17 protein-coding genes and 1 other RNA gene are annotated in these 21,042 nt (G+C 33.1%); 13 read left to right on the top strand and 5 right to left on the bottom strand.

Annotated features, from left to right (window positions below; translation table 11 throughout):
• The first annotated feature begins 4 nt into the window (after positions 1–4).
• The 12 genes from UMM65_RS10010 (at position 5) to UMM65_RS09955 (ending at position 15,024) form a co-directional block, all read left to right on the top strand.
• Positions 5–2,119, top strand: a complete 2,115-nt coding sequence (locus tag UMM65_RS10010) for an FN3 associated domain-containing protein (protein ID WP_321976374.1) — start codon at positions 5–7, stop codon at positions 2,117–2,119.
• Between the two features lie 69 nt (positions 2,120–2,188).
• On the top strand, positions 2,189–3,673 hold the full coding sequence (locus tag UMM65_RS10005; protein WP_321976373.1) for an alpha-L-fucosidase: 1,485 nt from the start codon (positions 2,189–2,191) through the stop codon (positions 3,671–3,673).
• Positions 3,674–3,746: 73 nt separating this feature from the next.
• Complete coding sequence (locus tag UMM65_RS10000; protein ID WP_321976372.1) at positions 3,747–4,844, top strand: NINE protein; 1,098 nt, start codon at positions 3,747–3,749, stop codon at positions 4,842–4,844.
• A gap of 272 nt (positions 4,845–5,116) precedes the next feature.
• Positions 5,117–7,468: an ATP-dependent helicase gene (locus UMM65_RS09995; RefSeq protein ID WP_321976371.1), complete on the top strand. Its 2,352-nt coding sequence runs from the start codon at positions 5,117–5,119 to the stop codon at positions 7,466–7,468.
• A 195-nt stretch (positions 7,469–7,663) separates the two neighbouring features.
• Complete coding sequence (locus UMM65_RS09990; RefSeq protein WP_321976370.1) at positions 7,664–8,302, top strand: DUF4290 domain-containing protein; 639 nt, start codon at positions 7,664–7,666, stop codon at positions 8,300–8,302.
• Positions 8,303–8,386: 84 nt separating this feature from the next.
• Positions 8,387–9,697: a UDP-N-acetylglucosamine 1-carboxyvinyltransferase gene (murA, locus tag UMM65_RS09985; RefSeq protein ID WP_321976368.1), complete on the top strand. Its 1,311-nt coding sequence runs from the start codon at positions 8,387–8,389 to the stop codon at positions 9,695–9,697.
• Between the two features lie 426 nt (positions 9,698–10,123).
• Entirely contained in the window at positions 10,124–10,672 is a 549-nt protein-coding gene (locus UMM65_RS09980) for a nucleotide exchange factor GrpE (RefSeq protein ID WP_321976367.1), read from the top strand.
• Between the two features lie 47 nt (positions 10,673–10,719).
• Positions 10,720–11,850 carry a molecular chaperone DnaJ gene (dnaJ, locus tag UMM65_RS09975; RefSeq protein ID WP_321976366.1) on the top strand — a complete coding sequence of 377 codons (1,131 nt, stop codon included), beginning with the start codon at positions 10,720–10,722 and terminating at the stop codon, positions 11,848–11,850.
• 397 nt (positions 11,851–12,247) lie between these two features.
• An RNA gene (rnpB, locus tag UMM65_RS09970) (RNase P RNA component class A) lies at positions 12,248–12,562 on the top strand.
• Positions 12,563–12,628: 66 nt separating this feature from the next.
• Complete coding sequence (locus UMM65_RS09965; protein WP_321976365.1) at positions 12,629–13,318, top strand: Crp/Fnr family transcriptional regulator; 690 nt, start codon at positions 12,629–12,631, stop codon at positions 13,316–13,318.
• Between the two features lie 119 nt (positions 13,319–13,437).
• Positions 13,438–14,334: an anti-sigma factor gene (locus tag UMM65_RS09960; protein ID WP_321976364.1), complete on the top strand. Its 897-nt coding sequence runs from the start codon at positions 13,438–13,440 to the stop codon at positions 14,332–14,334.
• Positions 14,335–14,445: 111 nt separating this feature from the next.
• Positions 14,446–15,024, top strand: coding sequence for a TlpA family protein disulfide reductase (locus tag UMM65_RS09955; RefSeq protein ID WP_321976363.1), 579 nt, complete (start codon positions 14,446–14,448; stop codon positions 15,022–15,024).
• A 64-nt stretch (positions 15,025–15,088) separates the two neighbouring features.
• Here UMM65_RS09955 and UMM65_RS09950 read toward each other — a convergent pair whose 3' ends face one another.
• Positions 15,089–15,436, bottom strand: coding sequence for a hypothetical protein (locus UMM65_RS09950; protein ID WP_321976362.1), 348 nt, complete (start codon positions 15,434–15,436; stop codon positions 15,089–15,091).
• Between the two features lie 292 nt (positions 15,437–15,728).
• Here UMM65_RS09950 and UMM65_RS09945 point away from each other — a divergent pair, with 292 nt between their 5' ends.
• Positions 15,729–17,081, top strand: a complete 1,353-nt coding sequence (locus UMM65_RS09945) for a cation:proton antiporter domain-containing protein (RefSeq protein ID WP_321976361.1) — start codon at positions 15,729–15,731, stop codon at positions 17,079–17,081.
• Here the strand turns inward: UMM65_RS09945 and UMM65_RS09940 are convergent.
• The 4 genes from UMM65_RS09940 to UMM65_RS09925 form a co-directional block, all read right to left on the bottom strand.
• Positions 17,078–18,307 (bottom strand): aspartate aminotransferase family protein, encoded by a 1,230-nt coding sequence (locus UMM65_RS09940; RefSeq protein ID WP_321976360.1) that lies wholly within the window; start codon positions 18,305–18,307, stop codon positions 17,078–17,080. The genes UMM65_RS09945 and UMM65_RS09940 overlap by 4 nt on opposite strands.
• A gap of 105 nt (positions 18,308–18,412) precedes the next feature.
• Positions 18,413–19,978, bottom strand: coding sequence for an OstA-like protein (locus UMM65_RS09935; protein WP_321976359.1), 1,566 nt, complete (start codon positions 19,976–19,978; stop codon positions 18,413–18,415).
• A gap of 95 nt (positions 19,979–20,073) precedes the next feature.
• Positions 20,074–20,391, bottom strand: a complete 318-nt coding sequence (locus UMM65_RS09930; protein ID WP_321976358.1) for a hypothetical protein — start codon at positions 20,389–20,391, stop codon at positions 20,074–20,076.
• 47 nt (positions 20,392–20,438) lie between these two features.
• Positions 20,439–21,026 (bottom strand): LbetaH domain-containing protein, encoded by a 588-nt coding sequence (locus UMM65_RS09925; protein WP_321976357.1) that lies wholly within the window; start codon positions 21,024–21,026, stop codon positions 20,439–20,441.
• Positions 21,027–21,042: the final 16 nt, after the last annotated feature.

The raw sequence follows: 21,042 nt of genomic DNA, 5'->3' as shown, positions 1-21,042 counted from the left end.
ACAAATGATACATAAAAAACACTTTTTATTATCTTGTTTTTTGCTTAGCGGATTTTTTCTAAACGCCCAGCAAAGTGAAGAAGCTCCGAGAATATTGTTGTTTCTTGGTAGATTTCACCCTGTGTTATTGCATCTGCCCATTGGAGCGTTGGCACTTACTTTTTTTGTGGATATAATTGGTCGGGTAAGAAAAGATTATCCACAACAAATCATTACCTATGCCCTAGGTTTTTCAGCTATCACGGCAATTTTAACCTGTGTTCTAGGTTATTTTTTATCACTAGAAGGTGGTTATGGTCAAGAAGTATTGGATATTCACTTTTATACTGGAATACTAACTGCAATTTTAGCATCTATACTTTTTTTTGTTAGTGCAAAAAATACCCTAGTTGCTAAAAAATTGGTACTACCTTTTTTTATAGCTACAATGATTAGTTTGACCGTAGCAGGTCATTATGGCAGTGTGTTAACCCATGGTGATAATTTTTTGACCGAATATGCTGGCCCAGCGAAGAAAGAACCTACAATCGAAGTAGTTGATAGTTTACAAGTATTTAATGATGTAATTTATAAAATTTTAGACGATAAATGTATTCAATGCCATAATCCCACAAAAACTAAAGGTGAACTTTCATTGATTTCCAAAGATGTTATTTTAAAGGGTGGTGAAAGTGGAGAGGTTTTGGTTGCAGGTAACGCACATGAAAGTTTGCTATATAAACAATTGTTATTGCCCATTTCTGACGAAGATCATATGCCACCAGAAGGTAAACCGCAATTGACTAAAGATGAAATTTGGTTACTAAAACATTGGATTGATAGTGGGTTAAAATTTAGTGGAACTTATGATAATATTGCTGAAAATGATACACTCGGTAAACTACTTAACAAATATTTGGTATTTGACAAGACGTTTATTCCTAGGGCATCTAGTGCTGACATTGCTGAAGTTTCGGAAGCAGGTTTCAGAGTCCTTGAATTAGTGCCTGGAAATTCTAAACTAAGTGTTAAAGCTTTAAATAATGACATAACTAAAAGTCAAGTAAATAGCTTATCATTACTTAAAGAGCAAATTGTAGAGTTAGATTTTAGCAATGTAAATATTAATGATGACATGACCAGTGTTTTTAAGAAAATGAAAAATTTAAAAATGCTCAGGTTAGATAATACTAAGGTGACCGACAAATCCATCAAAAATATTAAGAATATTAAAAATTTAGAAGTTCTAAATCTATTCAATACAGCTGTTACCAACAATGGGTTAAAAGAATTATTAGCCGAAATACAACCCGAAAACATTTATGTTTGGAAAACAGATGTTACCAAAGAAATGGCAATGAATCTACAAATGGAATATGACGTAATTATTCATAGTGGACTCAAAGAGGGCTTTGTAGAAACGAGCCAATTGGATGTGCCAAATGTTACTCCTGAAAAAACGCTATTTGTTGATACGGTTTCTCTAAATATTGACAGTAAATTTAAAAATGTTACCGTTAGATATACACTTAACGGAGACGATCCGGATTCTACATCTGCTATTTTTAAAAAACCAATTATTATAGATGAAACCAAAACGTTAAAGACCAGAGCTTTTAAGAAAGGTTGGCTGGCAAGTAATGTATTGCAAAAAGATTATTTTAAAATAAATCATCGTGTAACGGATTTTACTATTAAAAAAAGTCCCGATAATCGCTATCCCGATGCTGGAAAACTATTTGATCTTCAAGAAGCGAGCTCACTTTTTAATGACGGTAAATGGACTGGATATTTGGGATATGATGTAAACACCACTATAGATTTAGGATCGGTAAAAAAAGTGGATAATATTTCCGTAAATTGCTTGGAAAATATTGGTAGTTGGATTCTTTTCCCCACAAAGTTAAAAGTATTGGCATCTAATACTAAAAATGGAAACTTTAAACCCGTTGGAGAATTAAAAATTATTAGAGAAGACCAAGATAGAGAGATTAAAAGAAAAAAGTTCACGGTAAATATTCCAAATACAGAGGCACAATTCTTTAAAATAATTGTCGAAAACCCAAAAAAATTACCAAGCTGGCACGAAGGTGCTGGACAAGATGCATGGATTTTTGTAGATGAAATCTTTTTGTGGTAGAAAATATAATTCTTTAAACTCATAGCGATGAATATAAAAAACAAATATAGAACCCTTAAACTGCATAAAATGAAACTAAACTTAATAACATTGTTTTTACTTATTACTACGTATGGCTTTTCGCAGGCTATTTACGAAGATGAACGCTACGTGCCAGAAACCGACCCTTTGGTGTTAGAGAAATTAGATGAATGGCAAGATAAAAAATTCGGATTGTTAATGCACTGGGGTACTTACAGTCAATGGGGCATTGTTGAATCTTGGTCGCTTTGTCCTGAAGATTATGGTTGGTGCGAACGCAAAAAAGGAGAAAACCCTCAGAATTATTTTGAATACAAAAAGGAGTACGAAGGTCTAAAAAAGACGTTTAACCCAACGGAATTCAATCCTGAAAAATGGGCAAACGCGGCTAAAGACGCGGGAATGAAGTATATGGTTTTTACCACAAAGCACCATGATGGTTTTTCAATGTTCGATTCTAAATACACGGATTATAAGGTTACAGACCCTGAATGTGCATTTAGTACAAATCCACGTGCAAATATTACCAAAGAAGTTTTTAATGCCTTTAGGGAAAAGGATTTTTGGATAGGAGCTTATTTTTCTAAACCTGATTGGAATCATGAGAACTATTGGGATCCTTATTTTCCTCCACAGGATAGAAATGTAAATTATGATCCAGAGGAATACCCTGAAAAATGGCAAAAATATGTTGATTTTACCCACAATCAAATTTTAGAACTTTTGACGGATTATGGTAAAGTAGATATTTTATGGTTAGATGGTGGTTGGGTTGCAAAAGTGTCTGATGAAGAAATTAAAGCGGCATACAAAGCAAAATTTGATGAGAATAAATCAGGGAATGGTTTTATCAAACACCGTGTTGTAAACCAAGATATTAAAATGGACGAATTGGTTGTAAAAGCGAGAGAAAAGCAACCGGGATTAATTGTAGTGGATAGAGCGGTTCACGGTAAAAATCAAAATTATTTAACACCAGAAAACAGAGTGCCGGAAAAGACATTGCCTTATCCGTGGGAATCGTGTATTATTTCGGGCGGTGGTTGGTCGCATACGTTTAATGCAACTTATAAAAGTGGAAGGGAGGGTATTCACATGTTAGTTGATATTGTAGCCAAAGGAGGTAATTTGTTGTTAAATGTTGCCCCTGGTCCTGACGGAAAATGGCAACAAGGAGCTTATGATTTGCTGAAAGAATACGGAGACTGGATGGATGTAAATGGTTCAGCCATTTACAACACCAAACCGATTGCACCGTTTAAGGAAAAAAATATCTGTTTTACTCAAAACCAAAAAGAAAATGTATTTTTCTTTTATTTGGCGGATGAGAAGGAAACAGCTATGCCCACTGAAATTATTGTAGAATCGATTACCCCAAAAAGAGGAACAAAAATTACCATGCTAGGCTCAAAAACCAGGTTAAAATGGAAAAAACTGGGCAAAGGCTTTAAAGTGATTATTCCTGAAAAACTACGAAATAACCCCAAAAGTAACTATGCTTGGACGTTTAAGATTGATAAAGTTGAGAGGTAGTTTGAGTAATAAATTTATTTACTAAAAATACTGAGTTTGTATATTTATCAGGCACAAACTGAAAATCAACCAAATGCGAAGTAAACAAACAACTACAATATTATCCCTACTCTTTGGCGGAATCGGAGTTCAAAAATTTTATCTCGGACAATATTGGAAAGGAATTTTATCAATATTGTTCTGCTGGACTATTATTCCATTTTTGGTCGGACTTTACGATTGTATTCGATTCTCAAAAATGTCAAACGAATATTTTCAAGTTAAATTCAATAGCAATAAGGATTTAAAATGTTCGACATGCAAAACAGAATTATCAAAAGAGAATGTTTCTTTTTGGGGTTTTGGACAAGAGAATGGTGCTTGTAAAAGCTGTTTTAAAAAAATACGAAATCACAGCAAAGAAACGGGAAAGTATTCATTTGAAGATGACGAAGTTCAAAAAATCCTAAATGGAGAAATAAAAAATAGACCACTACCAAAAACGGACAAAAACACTTTTTATGTTCCAGAAGAAGAAACAACAGAAGATTTTGAATTGCCTGAAGGTTTTGCATCAATTAAATTAAATTCTTTGGCTCAAATCATTTACATAGATTCAAAAGATCAGAAAAGCGAAAGAAGAATTACAATGAATTCTGTGAGCCAAACAGCCAACAACGATTATGTCATTAAGGGTTATTGCCACGAGAAAAAAGCCCAAAGGACATTTAGATTAACGAGAATACAGCAATTGACAGATATGGAAACTGGAGAGATTTTTGAAAATCCAAGCCAGTATTTTACCGAAAGATTTCAAGACTCACCAATTGGACGAATAACAAAAATTTTCCAAGAATTAGAATCCGAAATATTGATATTAACTTTTGTTGCTAGAGCAGACGGGTATTTGAGAATAAAAGAAAGGGAAATAATTATGAAATTCATAATAGACGAATCCAATGCGGATTTTGACAAAAAATTATTAGAAAACGAGATTCGGAGAACTTATTGCCCAAGTCAGGATTTTCGAGATTCACTGAAAAAAGTAAGTAAAGAAACGGTTGAGTATAAAACTAAGATTTTAGATTTATCGACTGATATTGTGAATACCGACAAAAATCCTGACCCAATTGAATTAGGTGCTTTGGAATTAATAAAAAGAGAATTGAAACTGATTAAAGTAAGTTCTTGAAATCAGATTCTGAACAGAAAAGCCAGTGCATTACAATGTGAAAAGCAGATATGAAAGGCATATAAATCGAAAGTTTGAATGAATTTTAGAAGTCGTCAATTCTTTTGATTTAAAATCAACGAAAAGTAAAAATATTATGTAAAACTCAAGCTATATAGCACTTATGTTTTTACTGCAATTCTCATATTAATCCATCCTCATAATTTTTTCCCCAATAAAATTGCGATAACGCAATTACAATCGTATTTTTGATGCACAAAAAAATTGCATTAGTGACAAACTACCTTGAACAATTAAATGAAGCCCAGCGAGAAGCCGTTTTACAAAAAGACGGTGCTATGATTATTATTGCTGGTGCAGGCTCTGGAAAAACACGCGTGCTGACCTACCGTATCGCTCATTTAATGAAACAAGGTGTGGACGCTTTTAGCATTTTGGCATTGACTTTTACCAACAAGGCGGCCCGCGAAATGAAAAATAGAATTGCCAGAATGGTGGGTGACACCGAAGCAAAAAATCTTTGGATGGGGACTTTCCATTCCGTTTTTGCAAGGATTTTACGTTCTGAAGCTGACAAACTAGGTTTCCCAAGAAATTTTACCATTTACGATACACAAGATTCGGTACGTCTTATATCAGCTATCATCAAAGAAATGCAGTTGGATAAGGATAGGTACAAACCAAAACAAGTTTTTAGTCGTATTTCGTCCTTTAAAAACAGCCTGATTACGGTTAAGGCTTATTATAGCAATCCCGAATTACAGGAAACCGATAAGATGGCTAATCGCCCAAAAATTGGTGAAATCTACCATCAATATGTGGAACGTTGTTTTAAGGCCGGAGCAATGGATTTTGACGATTTGTTGTTGAGAACCAATGAGTTATTGACTCGTTTTCCAGATGTGCTGGCCAAATATCAGGATAGGTTTAGGTACATTATGGTTGATGAGTACCAAGATACCAATCACTCACAATATTTAATTGTTAGGGCTTTGGCGGATCGCTTTCAAAATATTTGTGTGGTTGGCGACGATTCTCAAAGTATTTATGCGTTCAGGGGTGCAAATATTCAAAACATCCTCAACTTTCAACGTGATTATGAAGAGGTTAAAATTTTTAAATTGGAACAAAATTACCGTTCCACAAGTAATATTGTAGAAGCAGCCAATAGTGTAATAGATAAAAACAAAACCAAACTGGACAAAGAAATTTGGACAGATAACGACAAAGGTGAAAAAGTAAAAATAATGCGAACGCTTTCCGAAGGGGAAGAAGGTCGTTTTGTGGCGAATTCCATTTTTGAAAATAAGATGAATCATCAACTTAAAAATGAATCTTTTGCGGTTTTGTACAGAACTAATTCTCAATCCAGGGCAATTGAAGACGCCTTGCGTAAAAAAGATATTGCCTACCGAATTTATGGTGGCCTCTCTTTTTACCAACGTAAAGAAATTAAAGATGTGCTTTCTTATTTGCGTCTAATCGTAAATCCGAACGATGAAGAAGCTTTAAAACGTGTAATCAATTATCCCGCAAGGGGAGTGGGGCAAACCACTATTGAAAGATTGAGTGTTGCCGCCAACCATTATAAAAAATCCATTTTTGAAATTATTGAAAATATCGATAAAGTTGATGTAAAAATTAATGGAGGTACAAAATTAAAGTTACAAAATTTTGTAACGATGATTAAAAGTTTTCAAATTGAAGCACAAACAAAAAACGCCTTTGAAATTGCCGATTTTGTAGTAAAACAAACCAAAATAATTAAGGAACTTGAAAAAGATGCTGCACCAGAAGCGGTGAGTAGGGTAGAAAATGTTCAAGAATTATTAAATGGTGTTAAGGATTTTATCGACGAACAAAACGAGGAAAAAGAAGATGGAGAAGAAAGAAAAACGGATACTTCACTTTCCTATTTTCTTGAGGATGTTGCCCTAGCTACTGATTTGGATAATGAAAAAGACAAACATAAGGACACTGTTTCATTAATGACGGTACACATGGCAAAAGGTTTGGAATTTCAATATGTATATATTGTCGGTTTAGAAGAAAATTTGTTCCCCTCGGCCATGAGTATGAACACACGAAGTGAACTGGAAGAAGAACGGAGATTGTTTTACGTAGCTTTAACCAGAGCAGAGAAACAAGCTTATTTGTCATATGCTCACTCTCGTTACCGTTGGGGAAAATTAGTGGATTGTGAGCCAAGCCGATTTTTAGAAGAGATAGACGATAAATATATCGACTTTATGGTGCCAAAAGTGTCACCAAATATCAATAAATTTATAAATGAAGATATTTTTGGAGATGTTCCTAAAGATAAAGTTCGATTTAAGAAACCGGTGCAGAGAAACACAATAAAACCTAAATCTAAACAAAAATCAACGCCTGATACTATCCATATAAGTACACCAAAGAACCTAAAAAAGGTAAGCAACATTAATCAAAATTTATTTGATAGCAATATTACGGTAGGTAATGTCGTTGAGCATACAAAATTTGGAAAAGGTGAGGTAATTAACCTTGAAGGTGTCGGTTCAAACAAAAAAGCTGAAATAAACTTTGATTCTGTTGGAAATAAAAAATTATTATTGCAATTTGCCAAACTAAAGATTTTAGGTTGATGGTTAAGTTAATAGTTATTGGGTTATTAGGTAAATGTTCAATAATCTGAAATAACTGAATACACTATGAACAATAAGTTATTGTGTTAATTGTTATATAATTATTGAGAAGCACCAATTAATTCATTTTTTCCATTAACTCATTAACTCATTAACTCATTAACTCATTAACAAAATAACGAACAACAATAAAAAATGATTGATTACGATTTAGAGTACAATTCCGAAAGGGAACACTTAATTATACCAGAATATGGTAGACATGTTCAAAAATTGGTAAACCACTGTATTCAACTTGAACCTAAAGAAAAACGAAACGAAATGGCAAATGCCATTATAGATGTTATGGGGAATTTACAGCCACATTTAAGAGATGTGCCCGATTTTAAACATAAATTATGGGATCAACTTTTTATCATGTCCGATTTTAATCTAGACGCAGATTCGCCATACCCAAAACCTTCTAAAGAAGAGTTATCAGCCCATCCAGAGCGTTTAAGTTATCCAAAAGCAGCCTCGAAATATAAATTTTACGGTCATAATATTCAGACCATGATAGATACGGCATTAACATGGGAAGATGGAGAACTTAAAGATGCTCTTATTTTTACTATTGCCAATCATATGAAAAAATGTTATCTGAATTGGAATAAAGATACGGTTGAAGATGTAATTATTTTTAAGCATTTAAAGGAATTATCAGGAGGAAAAATTAATTTATCAATTGAAGATGAAACCTTATCTGAAAGTAAAAATTTATTAAGAAAAAAACCTTCAAACAAGAGTAAAAGCAACTCAAGCAATAAATCAAACAAGGGGCGTAGGAAAAGGTAGTTTTTCAGTTTCCAGTCTTCAATTGGAAATAGCATAAAAACCTAATAACCAATAACTCAATAACGAATAACCAACAACTAATACATGGGTACTTTTAAAATAGAAGGTGGACATCAATTAAAAGGAGAAATAACGCCACAAGGTGCAAAAAACGAAGCATTGCAAATACTTTGTGCAGTGTTGTTAACACCTGAAAAAGTTACAATTTCTAACATTCCAGATATAGTGGATGTTAATAAATTGATTAATTTACTAGAGAACTTTGGTGTTAAAATTCAAAAAAACGGACAAAATTCTTATACATTTCAAGCAGATGATGTAAACTTAAAATATTTGGAATCTGAGCGATTTAAGATAGATGGAAGTGGTTTACGCGGTTCCATAATGATTGTAGGACCATTATTGGCACGTTTTGGTAAAGGATATATTCCGAAACCTGGAGGCGATAAAATTGGCAGAAGACGTTTGGATACCCATTTTGAAGGTTTTATGAAATTAGGAGCGAAATTCCGCTTTAATAAAACTGATCATTTTTATGGGGTGGAGGCGAAAAAGTTAAAAGGAACATATATGTTGCTTGATGAGGCCTCGGTTACAGGTACAGCAAATATCGTTATGGCTGCGGTTTTGGCGGAAGGCAAAACCACTATATATAACGCTGCATGTGAACCTTATTTACAGCAGTTGTGTAAAATGTTGAATAGAATGGGAGCCAAAATTACTGGTGTGGGTTCTAATATGTTACATATCGAAGGCGTAAAATCATTGAAAGGAACAACGCACAAAATGTTGCCGGATATGATTGAAATTGGGAGTTGGATTGGTCTAGCTGCAATGACCAAGAGTGAATTGACCATTAAGGGAGTTAGCTGGGACGATTTAGGGGTTATACCCAACGTTTTCAGAAAATTAGGAATTACCGTAGAGCGTCAAGGTGATGACATTCATATACCAGAGCATAAAAATGGTTATACCATTCAAAGTTATATAGACGGGTCCATCCTAACAGTATCTGACGCACCTTGGCCTGGTTTTACTCCTGATTTATTGAGTATTATTTTGGTAGTGGCAACACAAGCAAACGGTAGTTTGTTAATACATCAAAAAATGTTTGAAAGTCGTTTGTTCTTTGTGGATAAATTAATCGATATGGGAGCAAAAATTATTTTATGTGATCCTCACAGAGCTACCGTTATAGGTCATAACTTTAAAAATGATTTGCAAGCTACAACCATGACGTCTCCAGATATCAGAGCAGGAGTTTCTTTATTAATTGCTGCACTTTCTGCAAAAGGAACATCAACCATTCATAATATAGAGCAAATAGATAGAGGTTATGAGCGTATTGACGAGCGTTTACAGGCTATTGGTGCAAAAATTATTCGTGTGGAGTAATTGAACTGGTTTAGACTTTTTCCATTGGCTAAAAAATTGCCTTTTTCCACCTACTTTTTCCCTTTTTCTCCTTCCATAGCTCTGCTATGTAACTCAAAAAAGACTTCAATTAGGTAAAAAATGACTAATTTTCGCTAAAATGCGAAAAGTCTAAACCAGTTCATTAAAAATTTAAGATTAAATATTTAAAATTCCAGTTTTACTTAGTTAAGATTGGAATTTTTGTTTCTGATGGTTTTGCATCTCGCACCTTGTATTTTCGGACAGCCTCAAGAGCCATTCTTAAAAAAATCGTTCGTACCTCGTACCTCTAACCTCGCACCTTTTTTGCTTCCGTCTTCAAACTTTTCCCCTGACATTGTGGCATTTCATAAAAATTGGCAGTACTTTTGCAAGCTAATTTTTTAATGTTAAATATTCATAGCAATGAGTACAGAAGAAAAGACAAATCAAGAAGAGATACAAGATACAGATCAAATACAAGAGGAGCAGTCAGAAATTAACGAAAATGATGAACGAGAGGAGGGAAAACCTACTACTGAAGAATTAGTCCAACTAGAAAAGGACAAATATTTACGTCTGTTTGCCGAGTTTGAAAATTATAAAAAGAGAACTTCAAGAGAGCGTATAGAATTGTTTAGAACTGCCAATGAGGAAGTTATGACAGTTTTATTACCAATTTTAGATGACTTTGAACGTGCTTTGACTCATATTGAAGATGATAAAGAGGCAGAAGAATTACGAAAAGGTGTACTACTGATTTATCAAAAATTGGTAAAAACATTAGAGCAAAAAGGGTTAACCAAAGTTGAAGTTAAACAAGGAGATAAATTTGATGCTGAAATTCACGAAGCCATAACCCAAATTCCAGCTCCGTCTAAAAAACTAAAGGGTAAAATTATTGAAGTCATTGAGAAGGGGTATAAATTGGGAGATAAGATTATCCGTTTTCCTAAAGTGATTATAGGACAATAACTGGTTTCAACTTTGGTATTCATTTAAAGATTGATAAAAAATAGCAGATGAAAGAAGATTATTATAAAATATTGGGCATTGATAAAAGTGCATCAAATGCGGAAATAAAAAAGGCATATCGTAAGATGGCTATTAAATATCATCCCGATAAAAATCCTGGAGATAAAACTGCCGAAGAAAACTTTAAAAAGGCGGCCGAAGCCTATGAGGTTTTAGGTAATGCCGATAAAAAAGCCCGTTACGACCAATTTGGGCATTCAGCATTTGAAGGCGGTCAAGGTGGCTTTGGCGGCGGCGGAATGAACATGGAAGATATTTTTAGCCAATTTGGAGATATTTTTGGTGGTGCTTTTGGCGGTGGAGGCGGATTCTCTGGCTTTGGTGGCGGAGGTAGAAGTAGAGGAGGAGCTAGAGTAAAAGGAAGTAATCTTAGAATAAGAGTTAAGTTAACCTTAGAAGAAATTGTAAACGGCGTTGAAAAAAAGGTAAAAGTAAAGCGTTTGGTAAAAGCCAAAGGTGTTACCTATAAAACTTGTAACACTTGTAACGGCCAAGGTCAGGTTACTAGAGTTACAAATACCATATTGGGAAGAATGCAGACGGCAACTACGTGTCCTACTTGCCAAGGTGCCGGTGAAATGATAGAGAACAGACCAAGCGGGTCTAATGCCCAAGGTTTGGTGGAAAAAGAAGAAAGTGTTTCTATTAAAATTCCACCTGGTGTTGTAGATGGTGTTCAGTTAAAAGTTTCAGGTAAAGGAAATGAAGCCCCAGGAAATAGTATTTCAGGGGATTTATTGGTGGTTATTCAAGAAATACCACATGAGTTTCTAAAACGTGAAGGTAATAATTTGCACTATGATATGTATGTTAGTATTCCCGAAGCGGTCTTAGGCGAAAGTAAAGAAATAGATACCCTAACCGGTAAGGTCAGAATTAAAATAGAACCAGGTACGCAGTCTGGAAAAATATTACGTTTACGCGGTAAAGGACTGCCGAGTTTAGAAGGTTATGGTAAAGGCGATATATTGATTCACGTAAATGTTTGGACGCCTAAAAGTCTATCAAAAGACCAAAAGGCATTTTTTGAAACAATGAAAGATGATGAGCACTTTGCACCAATACCTACAAATTCGGATAAATCATTTTTTGAAAAGGTAAAAGATATGTTTTCATAAATCTCAAAGTTATAAAATTATTTATTTGGTAAAAATTTACTGTTTTTATTAATATAATTTATATATTTGTGCTGTCGGATTGTAAAATTCGACACTTTTTCTTTTTCATAGCAATTTTCCCACTCTATTTTAGAGTGGGTTTTTTTATGGAATTACTTTTTTAACATTCTTTATATTACTGATTATTAGATAATTGAAACATTATTTATACATATTCTAAATAATTGTTTGTTAGTTGCAATAAATATAAATACACCGCGTTATTATACTTGTATTGCTGAGCAATAGTTCAGTAATATTTCTTTTTCATAGCAATTTTCCCACTCTTTTTAATTAAAGGGTGGGATTTTTTTTAAGTTTCAATAATTATAATTTTATTTAGTTCTACTTTTGCAACAAAGTAGGCTACCTTATCGCCCCGAGAACTCGGGGAGGAAAGTCCGGACATCACAGCGTATCATAGCGGATAACATCCGTCTGGCGTAAGCCAAGGACAAGTGCAACAGAAAGCAAGTACAGTTAGGCTGTAGTGAAATCAGGTAAACTCTATGAGATGCAATGTTACGTATATTGGAGTCCCGCAAGGGTAAGGGTTACGCGTCCAATTCCAAGGGGTAAACAGCTAAAGTTATGCAGTAATGTATAACGTAGATAAATGATAAGGATTTCAGACAACTGAAATACAGAATCCGGCTTATGGCCTACTTTTTATTTTCTTTTATGTAAGTGATAGTATAGCTTACCGACTATATTTATAAATCAAAAAAATAGATTAATTATGAATACCAATATTTGGTTTTTTGATGACGTAAATCTCTTTAAAATTTTATGTCCTCATAAATACCCGGCTTATACTTCAAATCATAAACTAAGCACCTATAAAAAAAGTGATTATATCTACTTTGAGGAAGACTCAGCTAATAAAATTTATTTGATTGATAAAGGAAAAGTTAAGATTGGCCACTATACAGAAGATGGAGAGGAAATAATCAGTGCAATTTTAACTAAAGGGGAAATATTTGGAGAAAAAGCTATTTTAGGAATTGATAAAAGAAATGAGTTTGCACAATCTATAGATAATACTACTTCAATTTGCCCAGTATCAAAAGATACACTTTTCGAATTAATGAGAGAAAACATATCGATAAGCCTTAAAATTTATAAATTTATAGGCTTTCGTATTAAAAGATTGGAACGTAGAATACAACTATTGCTGTTTAAAGATACCAAAACCAGACTCTTGGAATTTTTAAATGAACTTTGTGAAGATTATGGTCGCGATTGTGAAACTACCGGAGACAAAATTATAGAGCATCCTTATACTCAAAAAGATATTGCCTCATTAATCGGCACTTCAAGACCCACACTTAATATTATTCTTAATGAATTAAAAGACGAAAAATTCTTGAGTTTTCATAGAAAAGAAATAAGAATACTAAAAAAAAGTGGCTTAATGTTAGCTAGCTAACATTTTATAAAATACACCTACTATACATTTGTCATATAAATATTTTAAAAAAAGGTCTTAAGAATATCTTTAGGTTCAGGTATTGCTTTAGATGACATTATTAACATTAAAATTTAATTATGACAAGAAAAAATTTATTTTTAGCTATAGTAGCTTTTGGTTTGTTATTAACATCATGTGATAAAGATGATGACAATTCCCCTTCAACAAAAAATTTAACAATTAATATAACTGGTTTAGAAGATTTGGGCTCAAATTTTGTTTATGAAGGTTGGATTATAGTAAATGGAGCTCCGGTAAGTACGGGAACTTTTACGGCAGTTAATTCCGGTCAAACATTTGCTGTGGATGCAGCACAACTTGATGCTGCAACTAAATTTGTTTTAAGTATAGAGCCCGCGGGTGAAACAGGTACTGCTGCAGCAACTCCATCTGATACCAAATTGGTTGTTGGAGATTTTTCTGGTAATTCAGCAACAGTCTCTGTAGGTACGGTAGGAGATTTTACAACAGCTACACCATCAGGTAAATTCTTTTTGCGATCTCCAACTGATGAGGCTACAGGTAACAATGGTAATGACGAAAACGGAATTTGGTTTGGTACACCCGGTGCACCACCTTCCCCTGCATTTACATTACCAACACTTGAAGCGGGTTGGAAATATGAAGGATGGGTAGTTATTGACGGGCAAGGACCATTATCAACAGGTACATTTACAGCCTTTGATGTTGCTGATGAAAATGCTGGTGCTGCCACTTCTTTTAGTGGAACCGAAAATGCTGGACCACCAATACCAGGTGAAGATTTTTTTAACAATGCTCCAACAGGATTTACATTTCCATTGGATATTAGAGGAAAGACCGTTGTGATTTCGGTTGAACCATCACCAGACAATTCTCCCGCACCTTTCTTATTAAAACCTTTGAAAGGTACAGCGGGTGACGAAACCGCTCCCACAGCTTACGATTTAAGTTTTGATAATACTTCATTTCCATCGGGAACGGTAACTAGATAAAATTAGTATAATGTTTTAAGTTTTTTAAAGGTGTAACATTTGTTGCACCTTTTTTATTAGTTTTTGTAAGATTGCATTAGATTTACAACTAACTAGGTAAATATTAAAAACATGAAGTTCAACAGAAAAACAATATCTAATATTTTATTTTTCGGATTTATAATTTTCCTTTTTACACCATTTGGGTTGGGTACTAGAGCCAAATTTACACAGGGTTTTGCTTATGTAAAAAGTTTCATGTTCACACCATCAGTTGCAAAGTTGGAAGAAAGAACTTCTTTAGATACTTATAATGTCAGTTTCAAAGGTATAGTTTCTGCAAATGACACAAATTTAGAATCTTTAAAAGGAAATGTGGTTTTTATAAACTACTGGGCAACTTGGTGCCCGCCTTGTATTGCTGAAATGCCAATGATTAAAAGTTTGTATAGAGATTATAAAGATAAAATAGAATTCCTCTTTGTAACTAATGAAGATCAAACTAAGGTTGCTCGATTTTATAAAAAACACGACTATGATTTTCCCACCTATAATGCTATCTCAAAACTTCCACAACAAATAGATTATGCTTCACTTCCTACAACATATATTTTGGATAAAAACGGAAAAGTAGCTTTATTGGAATACGGAGCTGCCAATTGGAACAGTGATGCAGTTAGAAATTTATTGGATAAATTAATTAAAGAGTAACATAATAGAAACAAAAAAGAGGTTGCATATATAAATGCAACCTCTTTTATTAATATATCCATACTTATTTTACAATTTTAAAAGGCATTTCATAAACTTTACCAGCTTTTAGTTTTTTAACCTTCACTTTTTTATAATTTAAGTGCTTTTTAATGTAGTTATCTACTACAGAATTGCTTTTTGAATCATTTTTTGATCTGACCGAAATAATAACGAGTTCTGATTTTTCATTTAACATAAACGAAACTTTAGCAACTAATTCGTTTGAATCAATGTCAATTTCAGTTTTACTTAATAGATCAATAATTTGTTTTCTGATTTCTGATTTAGTATCTGGTTCAATAGTTGAGGCAAAAGCAAATGAACCAAATAAAAGTGCAAATGACAGGGCGATTAATTTTAATTTTTTCATGATAATTGTGTTTTTTTGATTAAATTTTTATGTTACATCTAATAGACTTTTAATAGAATGAAATGTTACTCTTAAATTTTATTTTAACTAAATTTTAGCAAATCTTAACATTTTTAACATTTAAACGAGTTTATATCATATCGGTTAAAAAACTTGCATGCTTTTATTGTTTATTTTTATTATTTTATTTGTAATCGTCTTACCTTTAAACAAGTATCACAAAAAGTAAAAATAAGCTCAATATTAAAAGATTAAATAGTATTTTTAAAAAATAATCAATCCAACCTGTTCTATGGAAATATTGTCCTCGTACAACTTAATTATTGAAGCTTCTATTATTATTATTTTATCTTTTTGGTTTACCGGAATATCAAAAAAAACCAATATCCCCGCAGTTTTAATGCTCATAATGCTTGGTGTAATTTTAAAATTTGCCATGGATTATTTTGTAATCGATCAGGTTGATTTTAAACCTTCGCTAGAAATATTGGGTACGGTCGGTCTGATAATGATCGTACTCGAAGCCGCATTGGAGTTGGAATTAAAACGAGAAAAAATAATACCTATTTTAAAGTCAATGGCCATAGCGTTGCTCGGCTTGGTCGCCTCAGCTTGGGTTGCGGCTTTAATTTTATACAATACCATTGACAATATGTCTATGGCTTCCGCGTGGTTATATGCTATTCCGCTTTCAATTTTATCAAGTGCTATTATTATTCCTAGCGTTAGCGGATTGGGCGAAAAGAAAAAAGAATTCCATATCTATGAAAGTACCTTTTCGGATATTATGGGTATTATGATGTTCTATTTTATGATTGGCGGATTGGATCCTGAACACGCTGTTGGAGGTACAGAATTTGCACTTACTACGGTTTTAACCATTATAATTGCTCTTGTAGCCAGTTACGCCATCATCCTTATTTTTCAAAAAATTAAAAGTCAAGCTAAGTTGTTTTTGTTGATAGCGGTACTATTATTATTATATGCCATTGGAAAGAAATTCCATTTATCCTCATTAATCATTATCCTTATTTTTGGGTTGGTAATTGCCAATGTAAAATTGTTTTTCCCCGGTAAAACGGCAATATTTCTAGATAAGGGCAAAATCGATCAAATTTACCATGAGTTACATATTATAACTCTAGAAACCGCTTTTGTTGTCCGTACTTTTTTCTTTGTAATTTTTGGATTGACTATTGTTTTGGCCTCTTTAGTAAGTTTGAGCGTAGTTGGTATAAGTCTTTTAATTATTGTCTCAATTTATATCATTCGTTTTTTAATTTTAAGGGTTTTTATTGGTAAAGATATTTTTCCACAATTGTTTATCGCACCTCGTGGGCTGATTACCATTTTGTTATTTTATAATATTCCAGTGGAGGGGCAAGTTGAAAATTTTGAATCAGGTATTTTACTTTTTGTAATTATTGCAACCAGTTTATTAATGACATGGGCAATGATAAAGGATAAGAAGAAAATGGGTACGATGTTAGATGAAATTGATGAGGAAGTACTTCAGCGTAATGAAGCCGAAGACAAGTTGAATGAACAGAAGATTTTAGAAGAAGCTAAAGATAATATTGAAACAAATGATTTCGAAAAAGGTTTTGAAAATGAAGGATATGAAGATCATCGAAATGAACCTTAGGAACTAACATTATCCATAATATCAAGCAAAATTTCACAACCTTTTTTAATTTCTTCATCAGAAATATTTAACGGAGGTGTAATTCTAACGGCTCTCTCTTCATAAAGTAACCAAAAAAGTAATACGCCTTTTTCTAGCGATTTTAAAATAATTTGTGAGGCCAATTCAGGTGTTTCAACAATTAGTGCTAATAACAATCCTGTCCCTCTAATTTCTTTGATTAAAGGATGTTGGAGTTTTTCTCTAAACAATTTTTCTTTTTCCAAGACATCGACCATAATATTAGATGAAGTAATTTCCTTAACCGTAGCCAATGCAGATGCTGCAATAACAGGATGTCCACCAAAAGTTGTGATATGTCCTAGTTTCGGATTCTCTTTTAAAATCGCCATTATATTTAATGAAGCAATAAAAGCCCCAATGGGCATTCCGCCGCCCAATCCTTTTCCTGTAATTATAATATCTGGTGTAACTTTATAATTTTCAAACCCAAAAAAAGTACCTGTTCTTCCAATTCCAGTTTGAATTTCGTCTAAAATCAATAATGCTCCAACTTCTTCACAACGCTTTTTTACTTTTGCCAAATAATCATTTTGAGGTACAATAAATCCCGCACCACCTTGTATCGTTTCTAAAATAACAGCGGCCGTTTTTGAAGTGATTTTTTTAATTTCATCCTCATCGTTAAAGGTGATAAATCTAATTCCCGGAACTAAAGGTCTAAATGCTCTGTTCTGATTTTCGTTGCCACATACGCTCATTGCACCTTGCGTATTACCGTGATAAGCATTGTTGGCTGCAATAATTTCTGATCTGCCCGTAAACTTTTTAGCCAATTTTAAAGCTCCTTCGGTAGCTTCCGTACCCGAATTTGTTAAATATACAGACCAATCTTTTTGCCTTGGAAGTTGAGCGGTTAGCAATTTACAAAGCTCAACAGCAGGTTTTTGAACAAACTCACCATACACCATAACATGGGTATATTTTTTAACTTGCTCTACAATAGCTTTGCTAACTTGTGGATGATTATGCCCTAAACTATTGGCGGAAACTCCTGCTATAAAATCTAAATATTTTTTCCCTTTGGTATCATAAACATAAGACCCTTCTGCATGTGAAATTTCTAGTGCTAACGGATGTGGTGAAGTTTGTGCTTGATATTTAAAAAAATCAGCTTTTGGCATGTATTTTTTATGATGAAATTTTAATTGTTTTACTATTGACATCTTTTTTAAAAGTCGAAATAGCAATATTTAACAAAAATATAAAAATATCAAGAATCGAGCTCCCTCTCCTTGGGAGAGGGCGGGGGGAGAGGACTTTTATTTTTGTTACTCAACGACTTTTTTAATATTCTTTTCTACATCTAAAGATTGTTTATCTTTTGTATCGACTTTATTTTCGCTATCTTTTATAAAGATATCTTCCATTTTATAAGGTCGTTCGTCATCACGCCATATAAAACCTGGAAATTTTCGTTCATTTTCGGATAATTTTGATGGTGGAAAAAGACTTCCTTCTGGATCAATAAAATAGGTAACGTTTCTAATTTTTTTATCTTTTATTTTAAAATTTATCCTGCTACATGTGCTTTTATCTATGCCTAGCAATTCATCTTCATCGTTTCTGGCATAAAATATACTCTCGGAATTTCCGATTACATTTACATCTTCCAATTCATTTTCAATGAATTTCCCTAAAATATTTCTACCTTTTATCTGATTGTAGCCTGCTGAATCTTTTTGAATGACAAAAGCATTTCTCAAAATTTTTAAACTGTCCATTTTTTCCGTTTCGGGATTAGAAAGCAAATGAATGGTGTCTCCGGTCATCTGACTTTCTTGAGACCATAATACGGGATTTCTAAACAATTGAGTCAATCCCGTTTTTTGATTGGAATGGATAGAATCGCACTTTCCACTTAAATTGCTTTTAAAAAACTTTACGCGGTTATAGGCCCTAACAATTCTATTTTCTGGTTTTCCGGTAACCAATAACGTATCACCATGGACGTACATAGAATCTTTTTCAATTTCGGTAATGGCAACCGCTCTGTTAATAACAAACGCAGAATCCAATTTTTGATAAAATTCACCATAATTACCACGTACTACGGCGTTGTTCAATGTATCTAACATTTTTATATTGTTGGTAGCGGAGGCAAAGGCTAAATTTCTATCATAATATAAACTATCAGCGGTAATGGATCTGTTTTTATAGGTTATTACAGAATTTTTGGTAAAGTGCGAAATGTCTTTTTGAGTATCATAAAATCCATTTTCTGTGTAAATATGGTTGTCTTCTCCTGTAATGGTAGAAGGGCCATATAAAAATGCTTGACCGTTATTGGTAAAATAATCCAAATGGTCAGATTCAAGCACATAATCAGGATTGGTCAGTACAACATCCGAAAGTGCTTGAAATTTAGAAGTTTTTAGAAAATAATTTCCTTTTTCGCTCACTAGAACATTGGCGGTATCTTTAATGGTTGCTCCACTTTTGTAGAAGAGTAATTGTTTGACGCGATCAAAATCCAAGGTATCGGTAGTTAAAACCATTACTGGGTCGGTCAACACAACTTTTCCCCAAGACTTTGCTTTTTTAGTTTTACCATCATATTGCACGTAATCACTGGTCTGGGTAATGGTATCACCTTGATTTAAAACTACATTACCATAAGCCCTAATTAAATTTTCAAGTTTATAATGCACCGCTTTTTTACTACGCAGGGTTATACCTTCGTGTTCAATAACCACGTCGCCCAATAAAATGGTTTGGTTTGGGTATTTATCTTGATCTTCAATGGAATTATCGGCATGTAAAATCTGAATCCGCTTTTGCTGAGCCTGCAAAGTGAATGAAGTGATGAATACAATTAAAAGCAAAAAATATTTCAACGGTAATTATTTGTTGCAAAACTAAACAAAAAAGCGATTGTTATGTTTTAAATTGTTGTTAAAGAGTGAAATGATTAATGCTTGTCCCGATTTGTTTATTTCTTTCTCAAATATAAAAATTCAGAAGTCTTAAAGGTTATATAATAAGAAGCCAATAATAATTTCCATCCTGACAGGTTTGAACCCAATTCAAGTCTTGTCGTTTCATTTTCTTTGGTAATAATTTTTTGTGGTTCTGTTTGACACCAATCTATTTTTGCATAAATATCATTCTCTTCAGCGTCGAGTTCAAAAGTTTTTGTTTCTCCATCTTTAATCGTATCAACCTTTTTATTGTTAATATAGATTCCAATGGATCTTGCCTTATTGGCATATTGCTTAGTTCTAGTAATTTCTATTTTTCGTTTGCTCATCTATATTAAAAGTGCGTTTTTTGTATATAAAAACTTAAAACTGCTTTTTATTCAATTAATTGAAGTCTTTTTACAATTGAATTTTTTTCCAAAATAGTCCCAGGTGACAACACCGCATTCGCCCCAATTTTTGATTTGTCTCCAACTAAAGCTCCAAATTTGATAACACCGGTCTCAATGCGTAGATTATTAAATTTGACGATTATTTTCTTATCTATCTTTTCATTATAATGATTAGCTGCTACAGAACCTGCCTCAAAATTTACATGTTGACCAATAATACTATTTCCAATATAGTTTAAATGAGCAATGGCCGTATTTGAGCAGATAATACTGCTTTTAATTTCAGTTGAGGGACCAATTTTAACTGATTGGTCTAAAAAAACACCTTCTCTAAAATAGGTATTTGCACCAATATGACAATTTTCCATCGCTATAAATGGTCTGTTAACAGTAACATTACTTTCAATTGTAACTGATTTGTGTATGGCGACTCCATTGTTAATATTAAAATCTCCTTGTAATTTAGGGATTATAGCTTCTAATATTTCATTTAAGTTACTGGTCAATTTCCATGGGTATTGATTTGTATTGAAATACTTGGGAAAGTTAGCAATAAAATCAGTAATATTCATATTTTGAGAGAGTTAA

The organism is Aureibaculum koreense (assembly GCF_034296135.1).
GTDB lineage: Bacteria > Bacteroidota > Bacteroidia > Flavobacteriales > Flavobacteriaceae > Aureibaculum.
This window is presented reverse-complemented; position numbering and strand designations above follow the sequence as displayed.